This is a genomic window from Streptomyces sp. NPDC016845 (assembly GCF_044332585.1).
Lineage (GTDB): Bacteria > Actinomycetota > Actinomycetes > Streptomycetales > Streptomycetaceae > Streptomyces.
Genome location: NZ_JBIRPI010000003.1, coordinates 128,373 through 154,414 on the forward strand (window position 1 = coordinate 128,373; position 26,042 = coordinate 154,414).

Below are 26,042 nucleotides of genomic sequence, written 5' to 3' on the forward strand. Positions count from 1 at the left end.
CCGTACCGCCGGATGCCGTCGGCGCCCGGCTCGCCGCGGCCGTCGTCCGCGTCGGGCCGCCCGATCAGGAGGCGGAACAGGCGGCGCTGACCGCGTTCCGCGCCGTACGGGACGCCGGTGGGCTCGACGCGCGGCCCCGGCCCGGCGACGACTGGCGGCCACGGCGCCGCCCGGCGGGGTGGTCCCTGCGGGCGGTCATCGGGGCGTTGCTGGCGAGCGTCGCGGTGGGCGGGGTGGCGGTGGCGGGTATCGGGACGGTGTCCTCGCCGGATGCTCCGGGGGACCGGGCGCGGCCGGTACGGAACACGGCGCCGCCTGCGGTGAGTTCGCCTCCGGTGAGCTCTGATCCGGCGAGCTCTGATCCGGTGGCGTCGGCTCCGGCTTCGGCTCCGGAACTGGCTCCGGCTCCATCTCCGTCCACGAATGCGGCAACGGGCCCGGCTACGGCTACGGCGAGTTCGGCTGCGGGGGCGTCAACCCCGCCCGTAAGTAGCCCTGTTGTGGTGAACCCGGAGCAAGTGCCGCCGGGCAAGCGCGAGAAGACGTCCGGGGCCGCGAACCCTTCCCGCCCAGAACCGGCCGAGGACCAACAGGCCCGCTGCAAGTCGTACGAGGCCGGGCGCGGGCTGAACCGCTCGGAGCGGGCCGCCGCCGGATGCTGGACACCGGCCGCCACGACCGGGCCGTGAACGGGACGGCCGGGGTCGCCACCCCCCACAGGAGAGACCCCGGCCGCCGCGCGGTACGGGTCGCTAGCGGCCCGTACTTGTCTCAGCGCCGCGCATGCGTTTTGTGTCACACCCCGCTGCGTGACTCGGTGGTTGCGCCTTGTACAAACATGGACGCGAGGGCGTTTCAGGCCGTAGCGTGCTGATTCGCGCCGGGAGCGCACACCTTCACACGGGGCACGGGCTTCACCACCGGGGCAGGCAGGGACAGGAAGTGCTGGGGGACGACGCGGAGCTGACCGCCGCGGTGCTTGCGGCACAGGACGGGGACGAGACCGCGTTCCGGACTGTGTACCGCGCCGTGCACCCACGGCTGCTCGGATACATACGCACGCTCGTCGGCGACCCGGACGCCGAGGACGTCGCCTCCGAGGCCTGGCTGCAGATCGCCCGGGACCTCACCCGTTTCGAGGGCGACGCCGACCGGTTCCGCGGCTGGGCCGCCCGCATCGCCCGCAACCGCGCCCTGGACCATATACGGATGCGGGGGCGCCGCCCCGCCATCGGCGGCGACGAGAGCGAACTCACCGGCAGGCCCGCCCTCTCCGACACCGCCGACGAGGCGCTCGAGTCCCTCGCCACGGGCAGCGCCATGCACCTGATAGCGCAGCTCCCCCAGGACCAGGCGGAGGCAGTCGTGCTGCGCGTCGTCGTCGGCCTCGACGCGAAGAGCGCCGCGCAGACCCTGGGCAAGCGGCCGGGAGCCGTCCGCACGGCCGCCCATCGCGGCCTCAAACGGCTCGCCGAGCTGCTCGGCGCGGAGCATAGATCCTCCGGTTCCCTCGAATCCGTCCCGCACCAGAGGCAGCCGAGTACCCGTACGGTGACGTCTGCCGGTGTGACGCAATCGCGTACACGGACGCAGAAGGACATGTGATGGCCGACGAGCACGACAAGTGGCTGGACCGCGACGCGGCGGAGCGCCTGCTGAGCGGGGAGCCCTTGGAGGCCGCCACCGAGAACGACGTCCGGCGGGCCGAACGGCTCCGCGCCACGTTCGACGCGCTGACCGTGCTCCCGGCCGGGCCCGACGGTGAACTCCCGGGCGAGGACGTGGCGTTGAAGGCGTTCCGGGAGGCCCGCGCCGTCTCCGCGGTGGACGCCGCCGTGCACGAGGCGGGCGACAGTGTGGTGATCGCCGGACGGCACGAGGCCGGGGGGCGCCCGCGCTGGGCCCGTCCGGCGCGGTTCGGGCTCGCCGCCGCGCTGGCCGCCTGCATGGTCGGCGGGGTCGGCGTCGCCGTGGGGGCCGGGATGCTGCCGTCCCCGTTCGGTGGCAACGGCGATCCGACGCCCGCCTCCTCCGTGTCGGGAGGCGTGACCGACCCCGACGAGCGGCCGCTGGTCTCGCCGCCGCCGCGCGGCAAGGACAAGGACAAGGACGAGGCCCGGCCCGACGGCCCGGCCACCCCGGACCCCAGCGGTTCGCAGGGCGCGGGGAACGGCGCCGGAGACGCCGGGAACAAGGACGCGTCCCGTGATCCCGCGTCCGACGCCACCGACAACGACGGCAAGGGCGACGCCGACGCCGGCGGCGGCAAGGACGGCGACAGAATGTCCGACCGGCTCCACCGCCGCGTGACCGACGCCTGCCGCCGCTACCGGGGCGGCGACCTCAGCGCCGACGAGCGGCAGCGGCTGCGCAGCTCCGCGCAGGAATACGGCCGGAACGCCGCGGACCTCGGCCGGTTCTGCGACCGCGTGCTCGACCCGTCCGACGGCTCCAGCGACGCCGACAGCCCCCGCGACTCCGACTACTACGGCGGCAGCGACGGCTCGCCCAACGGTTCGAACGGCTCGAACGGGATGAACGGGACGAACCAGTCAGGTGGCGCGAACGGCTCCGGCGGGCCCGACGGTTCGTACGGCCTCACCGGCTCGCACGACCACGGCGGCGGCCAGGACAACGACGAGGACGACGACTCGGAGTCCGACTCAGGCCGCGGCTCCCACCGGGTCGGCGGCGACCGTCACGACGATGACCGCGACGACCGCCACGACGACGGCCACGGCCGGAGCGACCGGCATGATCGCGGCCAGAAAACGTACCGGGAAACCCGCTCTGACCTGCCCGAATCCGGCCCGCGAAAAAATCTTGCGCACCAGGTGTGACGTTTTCCGACCCGCCGACGCAGTACTGATTGCCGACTGGTCATCGGCAGCGCACGGGCCGGGGGTTCCCCCCGTACCTTCGGCTCATGCCACCGGCGTGGGTGGGACACGTTCCCCCGGTCCCACCCACGCCCCCGCACCTCATCTCACGTCTTCTCGTCCGGCGCCTCTCCTCGTCTCACCAGTAGATGACGACCTTGTCGCCGTCGCGCACCTGCGCGAACAGGCTCGCGATCTTCGCCTCGTCCCGTACGTTCACACAGCCGTGCGAGGCGCCGTTGTAGCCGCGGGCCGCGAAGTCCGACGAGTAGTGCACCGCCTGGCCGCCGCTGAAGAACATCGCGTAGGGCATGGGCGTGTGGTAGATCGTCGAGACGTGGTGCCGGGACTTCCAGAACACGTGGAAGAGGCCCTCACGGGTGGGCGTGTACTGCGACCCGAACCGCACGTCCGTCGTCAGCAGCCGCTTGCCGTCCACCATCCACGACACCGTCCGGCTCTTCTTGCTGATGCACAGCGCCCGGCCCGTCATGCAGCGCGGGTCCGGTTTCGCGGCGGGCTGCCCGCCCGCCGCGTACAGCTCGTCGCGAGTCGGCTCGTGCGTCATCGCCACCAGGCGCTGCCAGGTGACGGTGTCGGTGACACCGGTGCTCGGCAGACCGCGCTTGAGCTGGAACCCGCCGACCGCCTTCGCCGTCGGGTCGTCGTAGGTGCCGGTCGGTCCGTCGAAGAGCCAGGCGATCTGCCGCAGCCGCGCCTGGAGTTCACGCACCTGCGTGCCGCGGCTGCCCGGCGCGTACAAGGTCCGGGGCGGCGGCGTCGGCGACGCGGCGGGGCTCGACGGCCTGTCGGCACCGGGGTTCGACGGCTTGGCGGGCGCGGGGTACGACGGCTTGTCCCGACCGGGCGAAGGCGTCGCCGCGGACCCGGGTGCCGACGGGGCCGCAGGCGCGGCGGCGGATGCCGGTGGGCCGGAGGGCACCGGCCCCGACCGCGCCGCGCCGTCCGACCCGACCGCCTGGGCCTTGCACCCGCAGGCCAGGGCGAGCACCCCCAGCCCGGCGAGTGTTCTCCGTATGACAGCTGTTCGCATGACGTCCCCCGCCTGCCGCGCCGTTCCCTGTTGTCACTTCAGATGCTGCCCGCGCCGCGACGGTTGCGAACAGGGCGCGGGCACTCTGGCCGACTCCCGCCCCGCGGCTTGTGAGCAAGCTCCCAGCGTGGGCCCCTCCACCGAGCGCACGCCCGCCGCTACAGTCCGTCGCAGGACGCGGCGACTACTGGCAGTAGCACGCACCCCCGCACGATCAGTCGGCAGATCGCTGGAGGCACAACCATGGCGCGCGAATCCGAGTCGGGACTGCCCATCGAGCCGGTGTACGGCCCGTCGGCCCTGGAGGGCTGGGATCCGGAGCGTCAGCTGGGCGAGCCGGGCGCCTTCCCGTTCACGCGCGGTGTCTATCCCTCCATGTACACGGGCCGCCCGTGGACGATGCGCCAGTACGCGGGGTTCGGCACCGCCACCGAGTCGAACGCCCGCTACAAGCAGCTGATCGCCAACGGCACGATGGGCCTCTCGGTCGCCTTCGATCTGCCGACCCAGATGGGCCACGACTCCGACGCGCCGATCGCCTCGGGCGAGGTCGGCAAGGTCGGCGTCGCGATCGACTCGATCGAGGACATGCGCGTCCTGTTCGACGGCATCCCGCTGGACCGGGTCTCCACCTCGATGACGATCAACGCCCCCGCCGCGCTGCTGCTGTTGCTGTACCAGCTCGTCGCCGAGGAGCAGGGGGTGGCCGCCGACCAGCTGACCGGCACCATCCAGAACGACGTGCTCAAGGAGTACATCGCCCGCGGCACCTACATCTTCCCGCCCAAGCCCTCCCTGCGGCTGATCGCGGATATCTTCAAGTACTGCAAGGCGGAGATCCCGCGCTGGAACACCATCTCCATCTCCGGCTACCACATGGCCGAGGCGGGGGCCTCGCCCGCACAGGAGATCGCCTTCACGCTGGCCGACGGCATTGAGTACGTACGCACCGCGGTCGCCGCCGGAATGGACGTCGACGACTTCGCCCCCCGCCTGTCGTTCTTCTTCGTGGCCCGCACGACGATCCTGGAGGAGGTCGCCAAGTTCCGGGCCGCGCGCCGGATCTGGGCCCGGGTGATGCGCGAGGAGTTCGGCGCGAAGAACCCCAAGTCGCTGATGCTCCGCTTCCACACGCAGACGGCCGGGGTGCAGCTGACCGCGCAGCAGCCGGAGGTGAACCTGGTCCGCGTCGCCGTCCAGGGCCTGGCGGCGGTCCTCGGCGGCACCCAGTCGCTGCACACCAACTCCTTCGACGAGGCCATCGCCCTGCCCACCGACAAGTCCGCCCGCCTGGCCCTGCGCACCCAGCAGGTCCTGGCCTACGAGACGGACGTGACAGCCACCGTCGACCCCTTCGCCGGCTCCTACGTGGTCGAGAAGATGACCGACGACGTCGAGGCCGCGACCCTCGAACTGATGGGCAGGGTCGAGGAGCTGGGCGGGGCGGTCGCCGCCATCGAGCACGGCTTCCAGAAGGCGGAGATCGAGCGCTCCGCCTACCGGATCGCGCAGGAGACGGACGCCGGGGAGCGCGTCGTGGTCGGCGTCAACCGCTACCAGCTCGACGCCGAGGAGCCCTACGAACCCCTCCGCGTCGACCCCGCCATCGAGGCCCAGCAGGCGCAGCGCCTGGCCACCCTGCGCGCCGAGCGCGACCAGGCCGCGGTCGACACGGCGCTCGCCGCCCTGAAGAAGGCCGCGGAGGGCGACGACAACGTCCTCCACCCCATGAAGGACGCCCTGCGCGCCCGCGCCACCGTCGGCGAGGTCAGCAACGCGCTCCGCGAGGTGTGGGGCACCTACACCCCCTCGGAACGGTTCTGACCAGCGACCTTCCGTCGATCTACCGGCACTTCCCGAGGGCGGGCCGGTGCGGTTCCGGCAGCTGGAACAGATGGGCGGAGGGTCGGACCGCTGTGCGACACTCCGCTCATGCTGGGTGTCATCGATCTTCCGACCTATCTCGCGGGTACCGTCCTCATCGTCCTCCTCCCGGGGCCGAACTCGCTGTACGTGCTCTCCGTGGCCGCCCGCCGCGGCGTCCGCACCGGCTACAAAGCGGCCGCCGGTGTCTGGTGCGGAGACACGGTCCTGATGACCCTCTCCGCCGCCGGTGTCGCCTCCCTCCTTCAGGCCAACGCGGTGCTCTTCGGGATCGTGAAGTACGCGGACGCCGGATATCTGACCTGGCTCGCGATCGGCATGATGCGCGCCGCGTGGTCGATGTGGCGGACCCGGCGCGAGCGGATCGCCGCCGCCGAGGCCGGTTCCGGCGAGGCACCCTCGGCGCAGGAGCGGCCCTTCCGCCGTGCCTTCGTGATCAGCCTGCTCAACCCGAAGGCGATCCTCTTCTTCATCGCGTTCTTCGTGCAGTTCGTCGACGCCTCCTACGCCTATCCGGCCGTCTCCTTCGTCGTGCTCGGCGCCTTCGCGCAGCTCGCGAGCGTGCTGTACCTCTCGGCGCTGATCTTCAGCGGCACGAAGCTGTCCGCCGCCTTCCGCCGCCGCAAGCGCCTCTCGGCGGGCGCGACGTCGGCGGCCGGGGTGCTGTTCCTGGGCTTCGCGGTGAAGCTGTCCCTGGCCAGCGTGTAACAGCCGCCCGGTTACGGAGGCGGGCTCTCAGCCCCCGGAGCCGGCCCCGGCCCCGACCTCCCTCAGGTACGTCTCCACGCCCCGCGCCGTCTCCCCGGCCCACCCCACGTAGCCGTCCGGCCGCACCAGGAACACGCCTGTGCCGTACGCCTCGTAGGCCGGGATGCGCGCCGTGCGTATGGACTCCTCCTGGAGGGGCGGGAGCGCGGGAACCTCGCCCACCGCGAGCAGCGTCCAGTGCGGGCCCCGGAAGACGTCGAACAGCCGGGTTCCGCCGCGGTGGCCGTCCGGGGCGCGGTCCCCGGCCCGCAGGGCGTCGTCCGCGAGGCCCGTGCGGGTCTCGCGGGTCAGCTTCGCGTCGCGGTAGCCGATGCCCAGTTGCTGTACCTCCTCACCGCGCTGCGCGGGCCTGCCGTCCGCGTTTGCGCGGTGGATACGGGTGCTGAGGCCGAGGATGTCCGCCGCGACGGGCAGCCGCTCCTCCTCGTAGGTGTCGAGGAGCCACTCGGGGCCGCCGGACAGGACGGCCGCGAGCTTCCACGCCAGGTTGTAGGCGTCCTGCACGCTCGTGTTCAGGCCCTGGCCGCCCGCGGGGGAGTGGATGTGGGCCGCGTCGCCCGCCAGGAAGACCCGGCCTTCGCGGAAGCGGTCCGTCATGGCCGCCCGCGCCCGGAAGTCGGAGGCCCAGACGACCTCGGCGATGTGCTCCTCCCGCAACGGCGTACGGGTCGCCAGGAGTTTGGCCACCCCGGCCGGTGACGTGTCCGGGACCGCCGACTCGTCCGTGAACTGCGCGGCCAGCTGGAAGAGGCGCCCCTCGCCGCCGTCCGGCGGGAGAGGGCAGAAGGCGACGCCGCCGTCCTGGGCCTTCGGCCAGATGTGCCAGTGCGTGTCCGGGACGGGCGCGCCCGGCGTGATCCGTACGTCCGCCACCAGCATCGGCTTCGGGTCGACCGTCTCGCCCGTCATCGCGATGCCGAGCGTCTTGCGCACCGTCGAACGGCCGCCGTCCGCCGCCACCAGATACCGGGCGCGCACCGCCGTGCCGTCCTCGAACCTCGCCGTCACGCCGTCGGCGTCCTGCTCCAGGCCGGTGAGGCCCGCACCGAAGCGGACCTCGCCGCCCAGCTCCCGCAGTCGCGCGTACAGCACCGCTTGCGTGCGGGTCTGCGGGATCAGCCAGCCGTCCGCGAACGGCACCTGCTCCGTCGGCTCGCCGCGCTTGACCATGTCCCACTCCTGGTCGGGCTCGTCCCCCTTCCAGGCCAGCATCGTCGGGTACGTCGTGCCCGCCGCGTAGATCTCGTCCAGCACTCCGAGGTCGTACAGGACCTCCTGAGTGCGCGGTTGCAGGCCCTTGCCCCGCGAGCCAGGGAACAGGCTGTCCGCTCGCTCCACCACCGAGGCCCGCACCCCGCGCCGCGCGAGATCCGCCGCCAGGAAAAGACCCGTCGGGCCCGCCCCCACGACCAGGACGTCCGTCGTCGGCACCGGCATCACGCACCACCCCTTAACGTTGTTAAGTTCACTGTGCCGAGCATGTCCTTAACGGCGATAAACTGTCAAGCGTGGCTGAGCAGAAAGACCCGAAAGAGCGGGAGCGCCCCCAGGCGCCGAGGAAGGCCAAGCTCGACAAGGCCCACGTCGCCGACACCGCCCTCGACCTGTTGAACGATGTCGGCCTGGAGGGCCTGACGCTCCGCGCCATCGCCAAGGAGCTGGACGTGCAGGCGCCCGCCTTGTACTGGCACTTCAAGAACAAGCAGGCGCTGCTCGACGAGATGGCGACCGTGATGTTCCGGCGCATGACGGGGGCCGGGCAAGGATCCGTCGGAGAGGTCACCTACGGGCCCGCCGGCACCTGGCAGGAGTGGCTGATCGAGGGCAACCGGCGGTTGCGCGCCACGCTGTTGCGCTACCGCGACGGCGCGAAGGTCTTCAGCGGGTCACGGTTCACGGGGACCGATCATGGCGCGGAGCTGGAGGCGAACCTGCGGTTCCTCGTGGACGCCGGGTTCGAGCCCGGCCAGGCGGCCCGGGCGAGCACCACGGTGTACATGTACACGCTCGGCTTCGTCACGGAGGAGCAGGGCATGCTGCCGCATGCCGGGCGGGAGGAGGCCGAGGTCGGCATCGAAGCGCGGGCGAAGGCGCTGGCCGACTACCCGCTCGCCGCCGCCGCGGGACAGCATCTGTTCGCGGCGTACGACGAGCGGTTCGAGGAGGGGCTGCGGTTGATCGTGGCGGGGATCGAAGCGCGGTACGGAGTGCGCTGAAACGGGTCGGAAGACCTCGACGCCGTACCGGGCCAGGGCTTCGTCGACCGGCTGGTAGTAGCTGTGGCAGCTGCTGTTGTCGGCGCCGGAGAACCCCGGTTCGGGCGTGCCCGCACCCGTTCCGCTCACGGCCGCCTCGTCACTTCTCGTTCACCTCGTGGTCGGCACGGATTCAGTACGCGGTGCCGAGGCGCTCGTAGGGTCCGAGGGATCCGTTGTCGAGAAGGCCCAGGTGTTCGCGTGACCAAAAGCTCGCCCACACTTTCCGTGATAGTTCCCTGCTTCAACATCGAGCATTACGTCGCGGAAACCGTGGCCGGACTCGTGAACAATGCGCGGGACGATTTCGAGTTCCTCTTCGTCGAGGACCGGTCGACGAAGGACAAGACGTACGAGGCGCTTCTCGAACTCACCAAGAGGCTTCCCGGCGCCAGGGTGATCCGGCACGAGCGGAACGGTGGTCTGGCCACCGCGCGCAACACCGGTATCGACGCGGCGGAAGGGCGTTACCTCACGTTCCTCGACGGTGACGACTGGCTCGCGCCGGGGTATCTGCCCGAACTCGTCGAGACGATCGACCGGCTCGACGTCGACTTCGTGCGCACCGACCACGTACAGGTCACCGGCCTGACCCGGACCGTGCACCGGGCCCCGGAAGGGCGCCGCCACGTCGCGCTCGACCCTCGTGGCTCCATCCTCCCGGTCGGCGAGTCCACCATGGTCGACTACCCGTACGCGTGGGCCGGCGTCTACCACCGCCGCCTGCTCGACCGGGGCCTGCTGCGCTTCCACGACGGACTGCGTACCGCCGAGGACCGCCCCTGGATCTGGGACCTGCACCGCCGTGCGGACTCCTACGCCGTGGCGAGCCTGCGCGGTCTCTTCTACCGGCGGGGCGTGGCCACGTCGCTGACCCAGATCGGCGACGTACGCCAGCTGGACTTCTTCCGCTCCTTCGACCTCGTCCTCGCGGAGCTGGCACAGGATCCGGAAGCCGGACAACTGCGCAAGAAGGCCCTGCGCAACTACTGCGTGGTGATCGCCCACCAGCTCCTCGCCAAGGACCGGTTCGAGCGGAGCGTGGCGACGCAGCTCAGGCAGCTGAGCGCACAGGCGCTGGGGCGGATGCCGGAACAGGAGCTGGAGGAGGCCCTCGTCGGCATGGGTGAGGAACGCGTCCGGACGCTGCGCCGTGTACGCGGCGGAATGAAGGGGATCGCCGCATGATCCAGATATTCTTCTCGGCCACGCAGTACGCCGCCGCGACCGTCACCGCCGCCATCAGAGCGGGCCAGTTCGGACCGCGCGAGGGCCGCCGCCGTATTCTCGTCGTCAGCAACACCGCGGCAATTCCAGAGGTCGGCACCCCGCTCGACCGGATGTCCGGATTCGACAGACTGCGCCCCGAGTTCGACGAAGTGCGTTCCTGGAACGAATTCATCTATCCGCACCACCCGGTCGGCTGGTCGCCGCGCAAGCAGGACGCCGCCCTCTGGGAGAAGGCCGTACGCCTCGCCTGGGACCTCGGGGACGAGCCCGTCGAGATCGCCTGCGAATCGATCCAGGCCAATCCGTCCAGGGCGGTCGCCGAGATCTTCGCGGACAGCCCGATCCACATCTACGCGGACGGCCTGATGAGCTACGGGCCCACGCGCAACCGTGTCCCCCACGGCATGACCAGCCGCATCGTGCGCGTCCTGCACCTCGACCTGATCGCCGGACTGCGCCCCATGCTGCTGTCCGAGTACGGCGTCGAGCCCGAACCCGTACCGAACGAGGCGATCGTCGCCGTCCTGGACGAGATCGGCGCCCAGGGCGCCGATCTCCTCGCGCGGCGCCTGCCCGGCACGGACGCGCCCACCGCGGTGCTGCTCGGCCAGTACCTCTCCGCCATCGACCTGATCAGCCAGGACGAGGAGGAGGAGCTGCACATCCGGATGGTGCGCGCGGCCGCCGCGGCCGGTCATGAATCCGTCCTGTTCAAGCCCCATCCGAGCGCTCCCGCCGCCTACTCCGACTCCCTGGACGCCGCGGCGGCACAGCTCGGGGTGCGGCTCACCGTCCTCGACGCGCCGGTCCTGGCCGAGACCGTCTTCGCGTACCTGCGGCCCCGACTCGTCATCGGCTGCTTCTCCACGGCGCTGATGACCGCCGCCGCCTTCTACGACATCCCGGTCGCCCGTGTCGGTACCGAACTGCTCCTCGAACGCATCACGCCGTACGAGAACAGCAACCGCATTCCGCTGACCATCATCGACGCGGCGCTGCCCGACGCCGAGCACGGGACGGTCGGCGAGCCCCCGCGCCCGGCGGACGCCTCGGACGAGCTGTCGCGGCTGGTGCGGGCCGTCGGCTTCTGCATGCAGGCGGGCAAGCACCCCGAGCTGCGCGACGAGACGGCCGCGTGGCTCACGGCGCACCTGGAGCAGTTCCCGCATTACTTCAAGAAGCGGCGGCTGACCAGCCTCCGCCTGCCCGGGGGGAGCCCGGTGCGGGCCGAGGCGCTGCGCCGCAATCCGACCGTGCGGCGCGTCGTCCGCAGGGTGCGGGCCGCACGGGCCTGACACGCGCGCCCCGCCCGAGCACGGTTCGGGCGGGGCGCGCGAGTGTTCGAGGGCGGGTGCTCAGCGGGTGACCGCCCGCGGTTTCATGGCCCGCTTGATCCGGGGTCCGACGGGCCGCTCCACACAGCGGTGGATCAGCCAGGCGAGGCCGAGCAGCAGGACGGGCGCGAGCACCAGCGTCAGCCGCGGGGGCAGCTCCGCACCGCGGTGCAGCACCCGGATCACGAACCAGCCCAGGTGCTCGTGGATCAGGTAGAAGGGGTACGTGAGCGTGCCCGCCACGGTCAGCCAGCGCCAGCTCGCCCAGCGCAGCCAGCCCAGGGCCACGGCCGCCACGGACAGGAACGACAGCGCGACGATCAGCTGGATGACGTACGGGTTCCGGACGAAGTCGCCCTGCGCGCCGGGGTGCCACAGGGCGGTCACCGAATAGCGCTGCCCCAGGAGGAAGCTGACCCCCACGATGCCCCACAGCAGGGGATCACTGCCGAAGCGGTGGATCAGGTACAGCGCCAGGCCGCCGATGAAGAAGGGCGCATGGTCGCGCATCACCAGTTCGTCGGTGAGCGGGTGGTTCGTGACCCGGGCGAAGACACCGGCCAGCGTCCACAACGCGCAGAACATCACCACACGCTGGTAGGTCACGCCGCGCCACACGACGAACAGTGCGAACAGCGCGTAGAAACGCACCTCCACCCACAGCGTCCAGCAGACCCCCAGGACGCGGGGCACCCCCATCGGCTGCTGCAACATCGTCAGATTGACCAGGAACTCGTCCGCCCGGACCGCGTGCACGACCGCGGGCAGCAGGAAACTGGCGCCGGTGACCAGCAGCAGCGCCGCCCAGTACGCCGGGTAGAGCCGCGAGACGCGGGACCGGAAGAAGTCGCCCAGGGTGCGGCCCCAACTGCTCATGCAGATCACGAAGCCGCTGATGACGAAGAAGAACTGGACGCCGAGACAGCCGTAGGTCGCCACCGCCGATATGTCGGGGAACAGCGTTGCGGGCGACTGGTGCCAGGACTCCGCGACGGTCCCGTTCTTCCCGGCGAAGTGGTAGAGGCAGACCATCAGCGCGGCGAGGATGCGCAGCCCGTCCAGGGCCCGCAGCCGGCCGTCCCGTCCCCCGCGGGCGGCGGGTACGGAGGGGTCCGGCCCGGCCGGGCCGGACCTGGGCGGCCGGAGGACGGTCCGCAAGGGGGCGCGCTTCCGGTCGGGCACGTTCACGTCGGGCGCTGCGACGCCGGGCGCGTTGACGTCGGACGTACTCACGTCGGGCATGTTCACTGCGGAGGCGCTCCGTTTCGGGGCGGGTGACGGAGAACGCCCCCGTCCCTGGGGCGGGACGGGGGCGACTGGGTGGAGTGCGGGCCCGTGCCGGGGCTCAGCGCCGCGCCGCCGGCCGCAGGGCGCGGGCGCGACGGGCGATGCGCCGCACGGTGGCGTTGCGCGGGATGAAGGCGAGCTGGGACGGGACGGCGCCCGGCAGGGCCAGCGCGGTGAGGCGCCGGCGCTTGAAGTAGCGCCACGTGTCGTCGTTCAGACGGGTCGAGAGGTAGCGCTCGGCGGCCGGGCGCAGCTCCGGATAGATCCTGGCCTGCATCGCGAAGCCGACGGCACGCAGCAGGTCGCCCAACTCCTCGACCGGCATGCCCGGTTCCTGGGCGGCGACACGGTCGCGGTCGGCCAGGCAGGGAAGGAGCGCGTCGACGATCGTCACCGGAACCCGGTTGCTGTTCTGGTACGGGGCGAGACGGTCGAGGAGCGTGTCCGTGCCGACCCGGGCCACCGGAATCCCGTACAGAACGGACGCGGTGAGCAGGGCCGTCGAGAAGCAGCCGACGACGAGCGCCGGGCGCAGCCGCTCGTACAGGACTTCGGCCGGTACCGGCGACGAGGCGACGACCAGCTCGGCGCCGAGGCGCGCCGCCTCCTCCTCCAGCAGGCGCGACCAGCGGGCGGGCGCGACGGGATGCGGCTTGAACACGAGCCGGGTGTGCCCGAGTGCGACGGCTCCGCGCACCATCTCCCGGTGCAGATCCTCTTCCTGCTCCGCGGTGAGGATGTCGAGGGCGGACAGGTACTGGCCGAGGAGCACCACGGGGTTGTCACCGGTCTCCGGCAACCCCGCGCTCACCGCGCCCGCTTCGCTCATCTCGCGCATGACCTTGACGAGCGCCTCGTCCGGCACGAGTTCGGCGGGCACCCCGAACTCGGTCAGCAGCAGCGGCCGCAGGCCCGGGACGAGATCGAGGTGGAGCAGGCGGCGCACCCGCGTCCCGACCAGCGGGTCCAGCTTGCCCCGCGTGGGGCCGTAGCTTATGAGGCCGTCCGCGTAGACATCGACGGGCGCGTCGGTGAACACCTGGGCCAGGGCGAGCGCCGGGGCGACCTGGACCGACTCCAGGGCCAGTTCGACGCGGTCGTCACCGAGTCGCCACAGCGCCCGCAGATGGCGCTCCCACAGGGGCACGTCGTTCAGGCGCGGGCGCCAGCCCGACGGGTGGAACGGGGAGACGGTCTCGTTCCACGAGAGGACCTCGTCGAACCGGGTGCGCACGGCGGCGAACCCCGGCGCGTCGTCGACCGACGGGGTCGTCTCCGGATTGACCGCGTTGTTGCTGATGAGCAGCAGACGCCGGCCCGCGGGGGAGAAGCGTCCCGCGTCGATGGCCGCGGCGAGCGTCGCGGCGCCGTACGGCGTGGACGCGCAGAAGATCTGTGTGGTGCGCGGCATCAGGCGCTCACCGCCCCGCTCGGCACGGGCCGTCGGCGCAGGCGGCGCAGGCGCGCCGCGCGTTGCTGGTCCATGGAGTCGAGCGTGTCCATGAGCGCGGCCTGCGGAAGGCGTCGCAGGCTGCTCGCGCACAAGGCGCGCAATTGTCGTGCCACGTGCGGCTCGAACCTTTCGATGGAGCCCAAATGGTGTGCCATGACGGCGCAATAGGTCCGTACCGCTTTGGGCAGCAATTGGTCCGCGTCGGAATCGCGGGATGTCTCGTCGATCACCTGGTCGAACGCCTTGATGAAATCGAGTTGGCGCACGTCACCGATCTGGGTGAGGGACGAGGCGACCCCTCGGCGGTAGAAGACACCGAGAAGTCCCGTCACCGCGAACGAGTCCGCCTCGCGGTGCAGCCGCCAGATCCAGGGCCGGTCCTCGGCGGTCCGCAGGCCGGGGGTGAAATGCAGCAGCCCGTCGTCGACCAGGCGGCGGTGGTAGACGCCGGCCCAGGCGTACGCGTAGTCGACCGAGGTCGTCCGGTCCGACGGCAGGATCGCGTCCCGGGGGTTCAGCACGACACCGCGCCTGCCGTGCGGGACGCGGTGCACGGCGCGGGCCCGCCCGGTGCACTGCACATGGTCGGTCCGGACGAAGTCGCACCCCAACTCCTCGATCGCCGCGAGCAGTTGACGGTAGTAGTCGGCGGCGAGCCAGTCGTCGCCGTCCAGGAACGTCAGGAACTCCCCGCGCGCGGCGTCGATCCCCGTGTTGCGCGCGGAGGCAAGGCCCTGGTTCCGCTCGTGACTGAGCAGCCGCGCACCCGGCAGTTCCCGTTCGGCGCGCGCGAGTATGTCCGCGGTGCCGTCCGTCGAGCAGTCGTCGACGAGAATGAATTCGAAATCGTCCCGCGCGTTCGCACGGAGACTTCGCAGGGTGTCGGGCGCGTATTGCTGCACGTTGTAGAACGGCACGATGACGGAGAGCTTGACCACGACGGTGACGTTAGGCGGCGGCCCGGCATTCGTCTTGACCGGGAACTTGCGACCGGGTGAACGACGTGTGGCGAGACCATGAACCAGCCCTCGCCCACTGTGATTCCCGGGCCGATTCGCCATTCGTCGGCATGCTGTTAACCGTTTGTTGCACTCGGGTTGGGCCGCGCATCGAAATGGCTTCCTAACTTCGTCGACGTGCCAGCAAGTACCCCCGAGCAACCGGCTCCGCAGCGGATCGCCGTACTCGCAGACTCCGACACCCGATGGAAATGGGGCGCGCTCACCGCGTCCCGGCTCACCGCGAACCACGACACCCGTGTCACCCTGGACGGCTTCCTCCTGCGGGGCCGGGCCACCCCCACCCCGCGCCAGCTCACCGAGGTCGGCGTCCGCGCCGACCGGCTGCGCGAGGTCACCGCGGTCGAGTTCCTGCGGGAGATGGAGCGCTCCGTGCGGGGCGACGGGTCCGGCGCGTACGACGTGGTCGTCCTCGCCCTCGTGGGCGGCGGCGTCCAGGCCGTACTGCACGGACTCGCCCACGCCTGGCGCGGCGCCCCCGACCGTCCCGTGGTCGTCACCGGCTATGTCGGTGTCGTCTACGAGAAGCTCGCCGACGGGCTCCTGCTGCGACACGGCGCCGACGTGGTCCTCGCCAACTCGGCCTACGACGCGGAGCGTTTCCGCGATGTCTACGAGGGGGTCGGCGCGGACGCGGGCTCGGTCACCGAGTGCGCGCTGCCGTTCCTGGGCGGCGACTCCTACAAGGAGGCGCACGACCCGTACACCGTGGTCTTCGCGGCGCAGCCGTCCGTCCCGGACACCCCGGCCGACCGGATGTACCTCCTGGACCGCCTGGTCCGGCACGCCAGGCGGTACCCCGAGCGTGAGGTGCTGCTGAAGCTGCGCTCCAAGCCCGGCGAGCACACCACGCACATCGAGGAAGTCCCGTACCAGAAGCTCGCCCAGCGCCTCGATCCGCCGCCCAACTTCCGGCTCGTGTACGGAAACATGGGCGAGGTCCTCGACCGTACGGACCTGCTCGTCACCGTCAGCTCCACGGCCGCCCTCGAATCGCTGCACCGGCGCATCCCGACCGCGCTGCTCACCGACCTTGGGGTGCGCGAGGCGCTCGGCAACCACCACTTCACCGGCTCCGGCTGCCTGGTCTCCTGGGACCAGCTCGACGCCGGCGAACTGCCCCGGGCCGACCCCGCGTGGGTGGCCCGGCAGGGCGTCGCCGCTGGGGGCACCCTCTCCGGGGGAGGCTCGTACGAGAGCGCCTTCGACGGGGCCCGCGCCAAGGTCGCCGCGCTCCTGGCGAGCGACCGCCCGCCGCTCGCCCCGTACTACAGCCGCACCACCGCCCCCGGCTACCTGCCGCGCATCCTCGCCCGCCACCACCTGGCGCCCGACGGCAGCCCGCTGCCGGGAGCCCCCGCCGCGGACCGGGACCCCGGCCCCGTACGGCAGATCGTCCGCCGGGCCGCGCGCGGCGCCTACCGGCACGGCGTGCAGCGCGTCGCCCCCGTCATCCGGCGGATGGGTGAGCTGTGACCTCCGCCGGGACGCCCCGCGCAAGCCACCCCGAACTCCGTGAAGGAGACCCCCACATGACCGACCCGGAAGCGGGACAGGCGACCCCGGTCCGCCGCGTCCTCGCCGTGATCCCCGCCCGCGGCGGCTCCAAGGGCGTACCGGCCAAGAACCTCGCCCCGGTCGGCGGCGTGCCCCTGGTGGCCCGCGCCGTGCGCGCATGCCTGGCCACCCGGCGGGTCACCGACGTCGTGGTCTCCACCGACGACGCGGCGATCGCGGCCGTCGCCCGTGAGGCGGGCGCCGAGGTCGTCACCCGGCCCGCCGCCATCGCGGGCGACAAGGCCACCTCGGAGGCGGCCGTCCTGCACGCCATGGACGCCCACGAGGCGCTGCACGGCGCGGCCGTGGACGTGGTCCTGCTCGTGCAGTGCACCAGCCCGTTCATCGCCCGCGAGGACGTCGACGGCGTGGTCCGCGCGATCATCGAGGACGGCGCGGACAGCGCCCTGACCGTCGCCCCCTTCCACGGTTTCGTGTGGCGGGACGCCGCCGACGAGCCGCAGGGCGTCGAAGCGGACCGGTCCGCGACGCTCGGCGGCACCGACACCCTGGTCACCGAGGCGCCCGCGATCGGCGGCGGCTACGGCGTCAACCACGACAAGTCCTTCCGGCCGCGCCGCCAGGACCGCCCCCAGGACCTCCTGGAGACCGGCGCCGTCTACGCGATGGAGGCCACCGGCTTCCGCCGCCACCAGCACCGCTTCTTCGGCCGCACCGACCTCGTGCGCACCGACCCCTCCCGGGTCCTGGAGATCGACGACCCGCACGACCTGGCCCGCGCCCGCGCGCTGGCCCCCCTCTTCGACCAGCGCACCCTCCCCACCCGGGAGGACATCGACGCGGTCGTCCTCGACTTCGACGGCACCCAGACCGACGACAGGGTGCTGATCGACTCCGACGGACGGGAGTTCGTCACCGTGCACCGCGGTGACGGCCTCGGCATCGCGGCCCTCCGAAGGAGCGGCCTGAAGATGCTGATCCTGTCCACGGAAGTGAACCCGGTCGTCGCCGCACGGGCCCGGAAACTCAAGATCCCGGTCCTGCACGGCATCGACCGCAAGGACCTCGCACTGAAGCAGTGGTGCGAGGAGCAGGGCATCGCGCCGGAGCGCGTGCTCTACGCCGGCAACGACGTCAACGACCTCCCGTGCTTCGCCGTCGCCGGCTGGCCCGTGGCGGTCGCCAGCGCCCACGACGTCGTGCGCGGCGCCGCACGCGCGGTCACCACCGCCCCGGGTGGCGACGGCGCGATCCGAGAGATCGCCAGCTGGATCCTCGGCCCCTCTCTCGACACCCTCGAAACCAAGTAAGGAACGCACCTCACATGTCTGCTGCTCCCAACTCCCGCCTCCGCACCTTCGGTTCGCGTACGGCAGGCCCCGGCCGGCCCGTGTACATCACCGGCGAGATCGGCATCAACCACAACGGCGACCTCGACAACGCCTTCAAGCTGATCGACGTGGCCGCCGAGGCCGGCTGCGACGCGGTGAAGTTCCAGAAGCGCACCCCCGAGATCTGCACCCCGCGCGACCAGTGGGACATCGAGCGGGACACCCCCTGGGGCCGGATGACGTACATCGACTACCGCCACCGCGTCGAGTTCGGCGAGGACGAGTACCGCCAGATCGACGAGCACTGCAAGAAGCGCGGCATCGACTGGTTCGCCTCCCCGTGGGACACCGAGGCCGTCGCCTTCCTGGAGAAGTTCGACGTCCCCGCCCACAAGGTGGCGAGCGCCTCCCTCACCGACGACGAGCTGCTGCGCGCCCTGCGCGCGACGGGCCGCACGGTCATCCTCTCCACCGGCATGTCGACCCCGAAGCAGATCCGCCACGCCGTCGAGGTCCTCGGCTCGGACAACATCCTCATGTGCCACGCCACGTCGACCTACCCGTCCGTGGCCGAGGAGCTCAACCTCCGCGTCATCAACACCCTCCAGGCCGAGTACCCGAACGTCCCGATCGGCTACTCCGGCCACGAGACCGGCCTGCAGACCACCCTCGCGGCCGTCGCCCTCGGCGCCACCTTCGTCGAGCGCCACATCACCCTCGACCGCGCCATGTGGGGTTCGGACCAGGCGGCCTCGGTCGAGCCGCAGGGCCTGCAGCGCCTCGTCCGCGACATCCGCACCATCGAGGCGTCCCTCGGTGACGGCGTCAAGAAGGTCTACGAGTCCGAGCTCGGCCCGATGAAGAAGCTGCGCCGCGTCGCGGGCGTCGTCGCCGAGTCGGAGATCGCCGTCGCCGCCGGTGAGCCCGTCGGCGTCTGATCCACCACCCCTGTCGCGGTCCGGCGTGTGCGCGCACGCCGGACCGCCTCGGCGTCCCCGGGGAGGGCCGCAATGTCCAGCAGTACCCTCTGCTTCGTCGAGAGCCCGGTACAGCTCCTCAACGTCCTGGAATGGGCCCACCACGCCGATGCGAAGGCGACCGTGGTCGTCCTCTCGCCCACCGACCCCATGACCCGCGGCCAGCTGCGCCGCATGGCCGAACTGGCGCGTGCGGAAGGGCACACGGTCCGCTGGGAGGAGGCGCGCGACGGCGCGGGCGCCCCGTTCCAGACGGTCGGCGGGCTCGCGGGGCCGCTGCGCAGGGCGGAGCGCGTCGTGATCGGCGACCCGTTCTCCCGCTACGTACAGCTCCTGCTGATGATCACCCGAGCCCGTGACCTGGTCGTCGTCGACGACGGCACGGCCACCATGGAGTTCATCTCGCAGATCGCGCGCGGCGAACGCCTCGTGCGCTGGCACCGCCGCGGCGGCCGCCCCGGCCCCCGCGACCTGGTCTTCGCACCGGTCTCGTCCTCGGCCCGCAGGAAGCTGACTCCGCGATCCGGCCGCCGGACGGTGTCCGTCTTCACCTCCATGCCGGTCGACGAGGCGCCCGACGGGGTGACGATCACGGCGAACGCGTACGCCTGGACGCGCGCCCGTTTCGGCCCGCCGCGCCTGACGCGGGGCGCGGACCTGGTGGGCACGTCCCTGGTCGAAACCGGAGTGGTGGACCTGGACCGCTACCTGGAGGCGGTCCGCACCCTGGCCACCGCCCACGGCGCCACCCGCTACTTCGCTCACCGCCGCGAGGCCGCCGACAAACTCCACCGCCTCGCCACCGAGACCGGCCTGGAGGTCGTCCGCCCCGACCTCCCCCTCGAACTCATCGCCCGCCGGGGCCCTGTCGGCCGCACGATCCTGAGCTTCCCCTCGACGGTCGTCCACACCCTGCCGATCGCCCTGGAGGGCACGGGCGTCAAGGTCGCGGTCTGCGAGATCGACCCGGCGTGGCTCTCCGAGGGCGTGTCCGACCACGCGCAGGGCTTTTTGGCGGGAATCGCGGGGTCGGCGCGGGGCGTGCGCATGGTGTGAGGCATCACCAGCGCCAGGCGCCGCGCGGACCGCCCTCGGCCAAGCCGGCCCGCACCCCACCCTCCTGACCGGCGACGGCCTCTCACCACGGTGGGCCGGTGCCGGGCGGTCACGGGGCCGCAAGCAGAAAGCGACGTAATACCCACCCAGCGCGATCGACATGCGCAGCACGGCCCGTTTTCTTACCCCAATCTGGCTTAACTTTTGTTGATCGCAGGTTAGTTGGTGGCTGCATCGCCCTACCCTTCACAGGGTGAACTACGTGACGCCCCGAGAGACCGAGGTCGACCTGCCGGGTGAAGCAGCCTCCGGCAGTGCGCTCCCCGGCGCTCTGCCCGAAGCCCTGTACGCCGAGCTCGTCGACTTCCGGCGCGACCTGCACATGCACCCGGAGCTGGGGAACCAGGAGTTCCGCACCACCGCCGCGATCAAGGCCCGGCTGGAGAAGGCAGGGCTCACGCCGCGCGTCCTGGGGTCGGGGACCGGCCTCATCTGTGACATCGGCACCGGCACCGAGACGGGGGAGTGGGAGGGCGGACGCGGCTTGTTCGCGCTGCGCGCCGACATCGACGCGCTGCCGATCCCGGACACCAAGGCCACCTGCGCGTACCGCTCCACCGTCCCGGACCGCGCGCACGCCTGCGGCCACGACGTGCACACCACGGTGGTGCTCGGCGCGGGCCTCGTCCTCGCCGACTTGGACCGGCTCGGGCTCCTCCCGCACCCCGTGCGGCTGATCTTCCAGCCCGCCGAGGAGGTGCTGCCCGGCGGCGCCGCCGACGCGATCGAGTCAGGGGCGCTCGAAGGCGTCCGCAAGATCGTCGCCGTGCACTGCGACCCGAAGGTGGACGCCGGCCGGATCGGTCTGCGGTACGGGGCCATCACCTCCGCCTGCGACCGCCTCGACGTCACCCTCGACGGGCCCGGCGGGCACACCGCCCGCCCGCACCTGACCACCGACCTCGTCACCGCCGTCGCCAAGGTCGCCACCGAGGTCCCGGCCCTGGTCGCCCGCCGCGTCGACGCCCGCTCCGGGCTCTCCCTCACCTGGGGCCGCATCGAGTCGGGCCACATCTGCAATGTGATCCCGCAGCACGCCGAGCTCTCCGGCACCGTCCGCTGCCTCGACCTCGACGCATGGCGCGATGCGCCCGACGTGATCCACGCCGCCGTCCAGGAGATCGCCGACCTCTACCGCGCCAAGCCGGTCGTGAACTACGTGCGCGGTGTCCCTCCCGTCGTCAACGAGCCGGGGGTGACCGACCTCCTGCGCGACGCGATGGCCGCCCGGCGCGGCTTCTCCTCCGTCGAGGACACCCCCCAGAGCCTGGGCGGCGAGGACTTCTCCTGGTACCTGGAGCACGTCCCCGGCGCGATGGCCCGCCTGGGCGTGAAGCCCCCGTCGGACCGCACCTCCCGCGACCTCCACCAGGGCGATTTCGACGTGGACGAGTCGGCGATCGAGGTGGGGGTGGAACTGTTCACGGCAACGGTCCTCCTGGACAAGCCGAACCCCGGCAATTGAAGCCCCTGCGGCGATGGAGCGGCGGGGTCCGGGGCGGAGCCCCGTGACGCCGGCGTCGGCGGGGCCGCACCCCGAAGCCCCGCCCACCCAGTACGCCGCCACGATCCGATAACAGCCGGGCCGAACAGGTTCCACGCCCCTTCTACGCGCGTTACGCTCCGCCGAACTCAGCGCCCCACACGGCGTGTTGACGAAGGAGCGGTCCATCATGCGTCGATCTCGCACGTCCCGGCTCACGTACATGGCGGCGGCCGTCTCCGGCCTCGCCCTCGCCGCCACCGCCTGCGGCGGCACCAGCGCCGACAAGGCGGGCGACGAGGCCAAGGAGAAGAACCTGGGCATGGCGATCTCCTACGACGTCGGCGGCCGTGGCGACCAGTCCTTCAACGACGCCGCGTACTCGGGCATGGTCAAGGCGGACCAGGAGTTCGGCTACAAGAGCGACGACCAGGAGCCGAGCGACGGCGAGAGCGACGCGGACAAGATCGCCCGCCTCAGCTCGCTCGCGAAGAAGGGCTACAACCCGGTCGTCGGCGTCGGCTTCGCGTACGCGCCCGCCGTCAAGGCCGCCGCCGCCAAGTACCCGAAGACGACCTTCGGCATCATCGACGACTCCACGATCAACGCGAAGAACGTCGCCGACCTGGTCTTCGCCGAGGAGCAGGGCTCCTACCTGGCCGGTGTCGCCGCCGCGAAGGCGACCAAGACGAACACCGTCGGCTTCGTCGGCGGCGTGGACGTCCCCCTCATCCATAAGTTCGAGGCCGGTTACGTCCAGGGCGTGAAGGACACGAACAGCAAGGTCAAGGTGGTCACCCAGTACCTGACGGAGACCGCCGAGGAAGGCGGCTTCTCCAGCCCGGACAAGGGCAAGACGGCCGCCGAGGCGCAGATCGAGAAGGGCGCCGACGTGGTCTACCACGCGGCCGGTCTCTCCGGTCAGGGCGTGATCCAGGCCGCCGCCGCGAAGAAGGTCTGGGCGGTCGGCGTCGACTCCGACCAGTACGACCAGAAGCCGCTGGCGGCCTACAAGGACTCCATCCTCACCTCCGCCACGAAGGATGTCGGCCGCGCCGTCTACGAGCTGGCCAAATCCGTCCAGGACAAGAAGCCGCTCTCGGGCGTGACCCGGTTCGACCTGAAGGCGGGCGGCGTCGGCATCACCGACACCAACCCGAAGTACAAGGAGATCGCGGGCCTCGCGGACGCCGTGGCGAAGGCCAAGCAGGACATCATCGACGGCAAGGTGACGGTGGCGACCAAGCCGTAGCCGCCCCCCCGTTCCCGTACGCGCCCCGCCTTCCCCCAGAAGGCGGGGCGCGTCCGTATGTCCGTACAAGATCGATTCCGGTCGCTTTCAGTACGGACGCATAACGGTCTGCCGGGAGGTCTTCAATGCGCGTTCTACGCGCGTTAATCTGCGGCGAAGCCAGCGCCGTCCGGACCGTCGTCGGTGCTTGTACCCAAGGAGCTCATCCCATGCGCCGCGTTTCCCGAATAGCGCTCGCAGGCACTGCGACCGTCGCTCTCGCCGCTTCCCTGTCCGCCTGCGGCGGCACCTCCAGCGACGCCGCAAGCAAGGAGAACGGCGGCAAGTCCAAGGGCATCGCCATCGCGTACGACGTCGGCGGCCGTGGCGACCAGTCCTTCAACGACGCCGCGTACGAGGGCATGAAGAAGGCCGAGAAGGAGTTCGGCTACAAGGGCGAGGACCAGGAGCCGACGGACGGCGAGACGGACGCGGACAAGACCGCGCGCCTGGTCTCCCTGGCCAAGGAGGGCTACAACCCGGTCGTCGGCATCGGCTTCGCGTACGCCCCGGCCGTGAAGGCCGCCGCCGCGAAGTACCCGAAGACCACCTTCGGTGTCGTGGACGACGCCCAGGTCCAGGCGGACAACGTCGCGGACCTCGTCTTCAGCGAGCAGGAGGCCTCCTACCTGGCCGGTGTCGCGGCGGCGAAGTCCACCAAGTCGAACACGGTCGGTTTCGTGGGCGGCGTGGACGTCCCCCTCATCCACAAGTTCGAGGCCGGCTTCAAGCAGGGCGTCAAGGACACGAACGGCAAGGTCAAGGTCGTCTCGCAGTACCTGACCGAGACCGCCGACGAGGGCGGCTTCTCCAGCCCGGACAAGGGCAAGACGGCCGCCGAGGCGCAGATCGAGAAGGGCGCGGACGTGGTCTACCACGCCGCCGGTCTCTCCGGTCAGGGCGTCATCCAGGCCGCCGCCGCGAAGAAGGTCTGGGCGATCGGCGTCGACTCCGACCAGTACGCGCAGAAGGCCCTGGCCCCGTACAAGGACTACATCCTCACGTCGGCCACGAAGAATGTGGCGTCGGCCGTGTACAACCTGGCCAAGTCGGTCCAGGATGGCAAGCCCGAGACCGGCGTCATCACCGGCGACCTGAAGTCGGGCGAGGTCGGCCTCGCCGACTCGAACCCGAAGTTCTCCGGTAACGATGCGATGCAGAAGGCGCTGAAGGCCGCCGAGACGGGCATCACCAGCGGCAAGATCAAGGTCAACAGCAAGTAGTCACCACGCGGACATGAGCGGGAAACGGGGTGCGGCGAGTCTCTGACCGGGATGAGTTCGCACCCCGTCTGCGGCGGGCGAGGCCGGCCCTGGCCATGGGCAGCCCCGGCACCGGTAAGCCCGGCGCCGGGCAGCCCCGGGACACGGCCGCTCGCCTGTCCCGAACCCCGGGACGCACCACACCCGCCCCCAGCGGGGTGCGGCCTGTCCCCACCCCGGGACGCACCGCACCTGTTTGCGGCGGAGCCGATTCGCCCGAATCGACCGACTCGCGTCCACCTCGTATTGCCGTAGGGGCTCTACGCGTGTAGAAGGCCCCCATCTCCCAGGAGAGTGCGCCATCAACGCGTCCAGCAGCCCGCCGGCCGTCGAACTGACCGGCATCACCAAACGCTTCCCCGGCGTCGTCGCCAACCACGACATCCACCTCACCGTCCACAAGGGCACCGTGCACGCCCTCGTCGGTGAGAACGGTGCGGGGAAGTCGACGCTGATGAAGATCCTCTACGGCATGCAGAAGCCGGACGAGGGCACCATCGCGATCGACGGCGAAGCCGTCTCGTACTCCTCGCCCGCCGACGCCATCGCGCGCGGCATCGGCATGGTCCACCAGCACTTCATGCTCGCCGACAACCTCACGGTCCTGGAGAACGTGGCGCTCGGCAGCGAGAAGCTGTACGGGATCGGCGCCCGCGCCCGCCGCAAGATCCTCAAGATCTCCGAGCGCTACCACCTCAACGTGCGCCCGGACGTCCTCGTCGAGGACCTCGGCGTCGCCGACCGCCAGCGCGTGGAGATCCTCAAGGTCCTCTACCGCGGCGCCACCACCCTGATCCTCGACGAGCCGACCGCCGTGCTCGTCCCACAGGAGGTCCACGCGCTCTTCGACAACCTGCGCGAGCTCAAGGCCGAGGGCCTGTCGGTCATCTTCATCTCGCACAAGCTCGGCGAAGTCCTCTCCGTGGCCGACGAGATCACCGTCATCCGGCGCGGCACGACGGTCGGCACGGCCGTCCCCGCGGAGACGACGCCCCGCCAGCTCGCCGAGCTGATGGTGGGCAGCGAGCTGCCGACGCCGGAGACGGCGGAGTCGACGGTGACGGAGCGCCCGGTGCTCACCGTCAAGGGCCTGCGGCTCGACGCCGAGGGCGGCCGCCCGCTGCTCGACGACATCTCCTTCACCATCCACGCCGGTGAGGTGCTCGGCCTCGCCGGCGTCGAGGGCAACGGCCAGACCGAGCTGATCGACGCGCTCATCGGCCTCGCCCACGCCGACTCCGGCACCATCGAGCTGGAGACCGAGGAGATGACCTCCTGGGCCACCCGCAAGCGCCGCGAGCGGGGCGTCGGCTACATCCCCGAGGACCGCCACCGCCACGGCCTGCTCCTGGACTCCCCGCTGTGGGAGAACCGCATCCTCGGCCACGTCACCGAGAAGCCGAACGCGCGCGGCGTCCTCCTCGACCTCAAGGCGGCGCAGGCGGACACCCGCCGCATCGTCGAGGAGTACGACGTCCGCACCCCCGGCATCGACGTCACCGCCGCCTCCCTGTCCGGCGGCAACCAGCAGAAGCTGATCGTCGGCCGCGAGATGAGCCACAAGCCCCGCTTCCTCATCGCCGCGCACCCGACGCGCGGCGTGGACGTCGGCGCGCAGGCGCAGATCTGGGACCAGATCCGCGAGGCGCGCCGCGAGGGCCTGGCCGTGCTGCTGATCTCGGCCGACCTGGACGAGCTGATCGGCCTCTCCGACACCCTCCGTGTGATCTACCGCGGGCGGCTCGTCGCCGACGCCGACCCGGCCACGATCACCCCGGAGGAGCTGGGTTCGGCGATGACGGGCGCGGCCTCCGGCCACCTCGAACACGTAGAACTCGAACACGTAGAAGAAGACGCCGCCGAGCAGCCCGCGGCGCGGCAGGCGGAGGACGAGTCCTGAT

At 71.3% G+C, this 26,042-nt stretch carries 22 protein-coding genes; 16 read left to right on the forward strand and 6 right to left on the reverse strand.

The window, feature by feature from the left end; all coding sequences use genetic code 11:
- Nucleotides 1–64: 64 nt before the first annotated feature.
- Nucleotides 65–307, reverse strand: coding sequence for a hypothetical protein (locus ACH4RC_RS10890; RefSeq protein WP_398198118.1), 243 nt, complete (start codon nucleotides 305–307; stop codon nucleotides 65–67).
- 196 nt (nucleotides 308–503) lie between these two features.
- Between ACH4RC_RS10890 and ACH4RC_RS10895 the strand changes: the two genes are divergently transcribed.
- The 3 genes from ACH4RC_RS10895 (at nucleotide 504) to ACH4RC_RS10905 (ending at nucleotide 2,840) form a co-directional block, all read left to right on the forward strand.
- Nucleotides 504–689 (forward strand): hypothetical protein, encoded by a 186-nt coding sequence (locus ACH4RC_RS10895; RefSeq protein ID WP_398198120.1) that lies wholly within the window; start codon nucleotides 504–506, stop codon nucleotides 687–689.
- A gap of 253 nt (nucleotides 690–942) precedes the next feature.
- Nucleotides 943–1,605, forward strand: coding sequence for an RNA polymerase sigma factor (locus ACH4RC_RS10900; RefSeq protein WP_398198122.1), 663 nt, complete (start codon nucleotides 943–945; stop codon nucleotides 1,603–1,605).
- Nucleotides 1,605–2,840: a hypothetical protein gene (locus tag ACH4RC_RS10905; protein WP_398198125.1), complete on the forward strand. Its 1,236-nt coding sequence runs from the start codon at nucleotides 1,605–1,607 to the stop codon at nucleotides 2,838–2,840. Before ACH4RC_RS10900 ends, ACH4RC_RS10905 begins: the two co-directional genes overlap by 1 nt.
- 178 nt (nucleotides 2,841–3,018) lie before the next feature.
- On the opposite strand, the gene ACH4RC_RS10910 is transcribed toward ACH4RC_RS10905, so the two are convergent.
- Nucleotides 3,019–3,933, reverse strand: a complete 915-nt coding sequence (locus ACH4RC_RS10910) for a L,D-transpeptidase family protein (protein WP_398198128.1) — start codon at nucleotides 3,931–3,933, stop codon at nucleotides 3,019–3,021.
- 243 nt (nucleotides 3,934–4,176) lie between these two features.
- On the opposite strand from ACH4RC_RS10910, the gene ACH4RC_RS10915 reads away from it, so the two are divergent.
- Nucleotides 4,177–5,757 (forward strand): methylmalonyl-CoA mutase, encoded by a 1,581-nt coding sequence (locus ACH4RC_RS10915; RefSeq protein ID WP_398198130.1) that lies wholly within the window; start codon nucleotides 4,177–4,179, stop codon nucleotides 5,755–5,757.
- Nucleotides 5,758–5,865: 108 nt separating this feature from the next.
- Nucleotides 5,866–6,525, forward strand: coding sequence for a leucine efflux protein LeuE (gene leuE, locus ACH4RC_RS10920; RefSeq protein ID WP_398198133.1), 660 nt, complete (start codon nucleotides 5,866–5,868; stop codon nucleotides 6,523–6,525).
- A 27-nt stretch (nucleotides 6,526–6,552) separates the two neighbouring features.
- Here leuE and ACH4RC_RS10925 read toward each other — a convergent pair whose 3' ends face one another.
- Nucleotides 6,553–8,022, reverse strand: a complete 1,470-nt coding sequence (locus ACH4RC_RS10925) for an FAD-dependent monooxygenase (protein WP_398198135.1) — start codon at nucleotides 8,020–8,022, stop codon at nucleotides 6,553–6,555.
- 71 nt (nucleotides 8,023–8,093) lie between these two features.
- Between ACH4RC_RS10925 and ACH4RC_RS10930 the strand changes: the two genes are divergently transcribed.
- The 3 genes from ACH4RC_RS10930 (at nucleotide 8,094) to ACH4RC_RS10940 (ending at nucleotide 11,365) form a co-directional block, all read left to right on the forward strand.
- Complete coding sequence (locus ACH4RC_RS10930; RefSeq protein ID WP_398198138.1) at nucleotides 8,094–8,801, forward strand: TetR/AcrR family transcriptional regulator C-terminal domain-containing protein; 708 nt, start codon at nucleotides 8,094–8,096, stop codon at nucleotides 8,799–8,801.
- A gap of 240 nt (nucleotides 8,802–9,041) precedes the next feature.
- Entirely contained in the window at nucleotides 9,042–10,028 is a 987-nt protein-coding gene (locus ACH4RC_RS10935) for a glycosyltransferase family 2 protein (protein WP_398198139.1), read from the forward strand.
- On the forward strand, nucleotides 10,025–11,365 hold the full coding sequence (locus ACH4RC_RS10940) for a polysialyltransferase family glycosyltransferase (protein WP_398198141.1): 1,341 nt from the start codon (nucleotides 10,025–10,027) through the stop codon (nucleotides 11,363–11,365). Before ACH4RC_RS10935 ends, ACH4RC_RS10940 begins: the two co-directional genes overlap by 4 nt.
- Before the next feature lie 60 nt (nucleotides 11,366–11,425).
- On the opposite strand, the gene ACH4RC_RS10945 is transcribed toward ACH4RC_RS10940, so the two are convergent.
- The 3 genes from ACH4RC_RS10945 to ACH4RC_RS10955 all read right to left on the reverse strand — a co-directional run bounded on the left by ACH4RC_RS10945 (nucleotide 11,426) and on the right by ACH4RC_RS10955 (nucleotide 15,082).
- Complete coding sequence (locus ACH4RC_RS10945) at nucleotides 11,426–12,646, reverse strand: acyltransferase family protein (RefSeq protein WP_398198144.1); 1,221 nt, start codon at nucleotides 12,644–12,646, stop codon at nucleotides 11,426–11,428.
- Between the two features lie 103 nt (nucleotides 12,647–12,749).
- A complete protein-coding gene (locus ACH4RC_RS10950; RefSeq protein WP_398198146.1) occupies nucleotides 12,750–14,102 on the reverse strand; it encodes a polysialyltransferase family glycosyltransferase in 1,353 nt (450 codons plus the stop codon).
- Nucleotides 14,102–15,082, reverse strand: coding sequence for a glycosyltransferase family 2 protein (locus tag ACH4RC_RS10955; protein WP_398198148.1), 981 nt, complete (start codon nucleotides 15,080–15,082; stop codon nucleotides 14,102–14,104). The genes ACH4RC_RS10950 and ACH4RC_RS10955 overlap by 1 nt, the downstream gene beginning before the upstream one ends.
- A gap of 198 nt (nucleotides 15,083–15,280) precedes the next feature.
- On the opposite strand from ACH4RC_RS10955, the gene ACH4RC_RS10960 reads away from it, so the two are divergent.
- From ACH4RC_RS10960 to ACH4RC_RS10995, 8 genes are all read left to right on the forward strand, one after another.
- On the forward strand, nucleotides 15,281–16,639 hold the full coding sequence (locus tag ACH4RC_RS10960; protein WP_398198151.1) for a DUF6716 putative glycosyltransferase: 1,359 nt from the start codon (nucleotides 15,281–15,283) through the stop codon (nucleotides 16,637–16,639).
- 56 nt (nucleotides 16,640–16,695) lie between these two features.
- Entirely contained in the window at nucleotides 16,696–17,991 is a 1,296-nt protein-coding gene (locus ACH4RC_RS10965; protein ID WP_398198154.1) for a cytidylyltransferase domain-containing protein, read from the forward strand.
- Between the two features lie 14 nt (nucleotides 17,992–18,005).
- Nucleotides 18,006–18,950 carry an N-acetylneuraminate synthase family protein gene (locus ACH4RC_RS10970; protein ID WP_398198157.1) on the forward strand — a complete coding sequence of 315 codons (945 nt, stop codon included), beginning with the start codon at nucleotides 18,006–18,008 and terminating at the stop codon, nucleotides 18,948–18,950.
- Nucleotides 18,951–19,022: 72 nt separating this feature from the next.
- Nucleotides 19,023–20,045: a hypothetical protein gene (locus ACH4RC_RS10975; RefSeq protein WP_398198159.1), complete on the forward strand. Its 1,023-nt coding sequence runs from the start codon at nucleotides 19,023–19,025 to the stop codon at nucleotides 20,043–20,045.
- A 262-nt stretch (nucleotides 20,046–20,307) separates the two neighbouring features.
- Nucleotides 20,308–21,570, forward strand: coding sequence for an amidohydrolase (locus ACH4RC_RS10980; RefSeq protein WP_398199154.1), 1,263 nt, complete (start codon nucleotides 20,308–20,310; stop codon nucleotides 21,568–21,570).
- A gap of 208 nt (nucleotides 21,571–21,778) precedes the next feature.
- A complete protein-coding gene (locus tag ACH4RC_RS10985) occupies nucleotides 21,779–22,840 on the forward strand; it encodes a BMP family protein (protein ID WP_398198162.1) in 1,062 nt (353 codons plus the stop codon).
- 209 nt (nucleotides 22,841–23,049) lie between these two features.
- Entirely contained in the window at nucleotides 23,050–24,102 is a 1,053-nt protein-coding gene (locus ACH4RC_RS10990; protein WP_398198164.1) for a BMP family protein, read from the forward strand.
- Nucleotides 24,103–24,442: 340 nt separating this feature from the next.
- Entirely contained in the window at nucleotides 24,443–26,041 is a 1,599-nt protein-coding gene (locus tag ACH4RC_RS10995) for an ABC transporter ATP-binding protein (RefSeq protein ID WP_398199157.1), read from the forward strand.
- Nucleotide 26,042 lies beyond the last annotated feature (1 nt).

Excerpts from the sequence above, each read along its gene's own strand:
- ACH4RC_RS10925 (WP_398198135.1), bottom strand. The coding sequence starts at position 8,022 with ATGCCGGTGCCGACGACGGACGTCCTGGTCGTGGGGGCGGGCCCGACG.
- ACH4RC_RS10910 (WP_398198128.1), bottom strand. The coding sequence starts at position 3,933 with ATGCGAACAGCTGTCATACGGAGAACACTCGCCGGGCTGGGGGTGCTC.
- ACH4RC_RS10915 (WP_398198130.1), top strand. The coding sequence starts at position 4,177 with ATGGCGCGCGAATCCGAGTCGGGACTGCCCATCGAGCCGGTGTACGGC.
- ACH4RC_RS10965 (WP_398198154.1), top strand. The coding sequence starts at position 16,696 with ATGACCGACCCGGAAGCGGGACAGGCGACCCCGGTCCGCCGCGTCCTC.
- ACH4RC_RS10985 (WP_398198162.1), top strand. The coding sequence starts at position 21,779 with ATGCGTCGATCTCGCACGTCCCGGCTCACGTACATGGCGGCGGCCGTC.
- ACH4RC_RS10905 (WP_398198125.1), top strand. The coding sequence starts at position 1,605 with ATGGCCGACGAGCACGACAAGTGGCTGGACCGCGACGCGGCGGAGCGC.
- ACH4RC_RS10970 (WP_398198157.1), top strand. The coding sequence starts at position 18,006 with ATGTCTGCTGCTCCCAACTCCCGCCTCCGCACCTTCGGTTCGCGTACG.
- ACH4RC_RS10975 (WP_398198159.1), top strand. The coding sequence starts at position 19,023 with ATGTCCAGCAGTACCCTCTGCTTCGTCGAGAGCCCGGTACAGCTCCTC.
- ACH4RC_RS10990 (WP_398198164.1), top strand. The coding sequence starts at position 23,050 with ATGCGCCGCGTTTCCCGAATAGCGCTCGCAGGCACTGCGACCGTCGCT.
- ACH4RC_RS10950 (WP_398198146.1), bottom strand. The coding sequence starts at position 14,102 with ATGCCGCGCACCACACAGATCTTCTGCGCGTCCACGCCGTACGGCGCC.
- ACH4RC_RS10940 (WP_398198141.1), top strand. The coding sequence starts at position 10,025 with ATGATCCAGATATTCTTCTCGGCCACGCAGTACGCCGCCGCGACCGTC.
- leuE (WP_398198133.1), top strand. The coding sequence starts at position 5,866 with ATGCTGGGTGTCATCGATCTTCCGACCTATCTCGCGGGTACCGTCCTC.
- ACH4RC_RS10945 (WP_398198144.1), bottom strand. The coding sequence starts at position 12,646 with ATGCCCGACGTGAGTACGTCCGACGTCAACGCGCCCGGCGTCGCAGCG.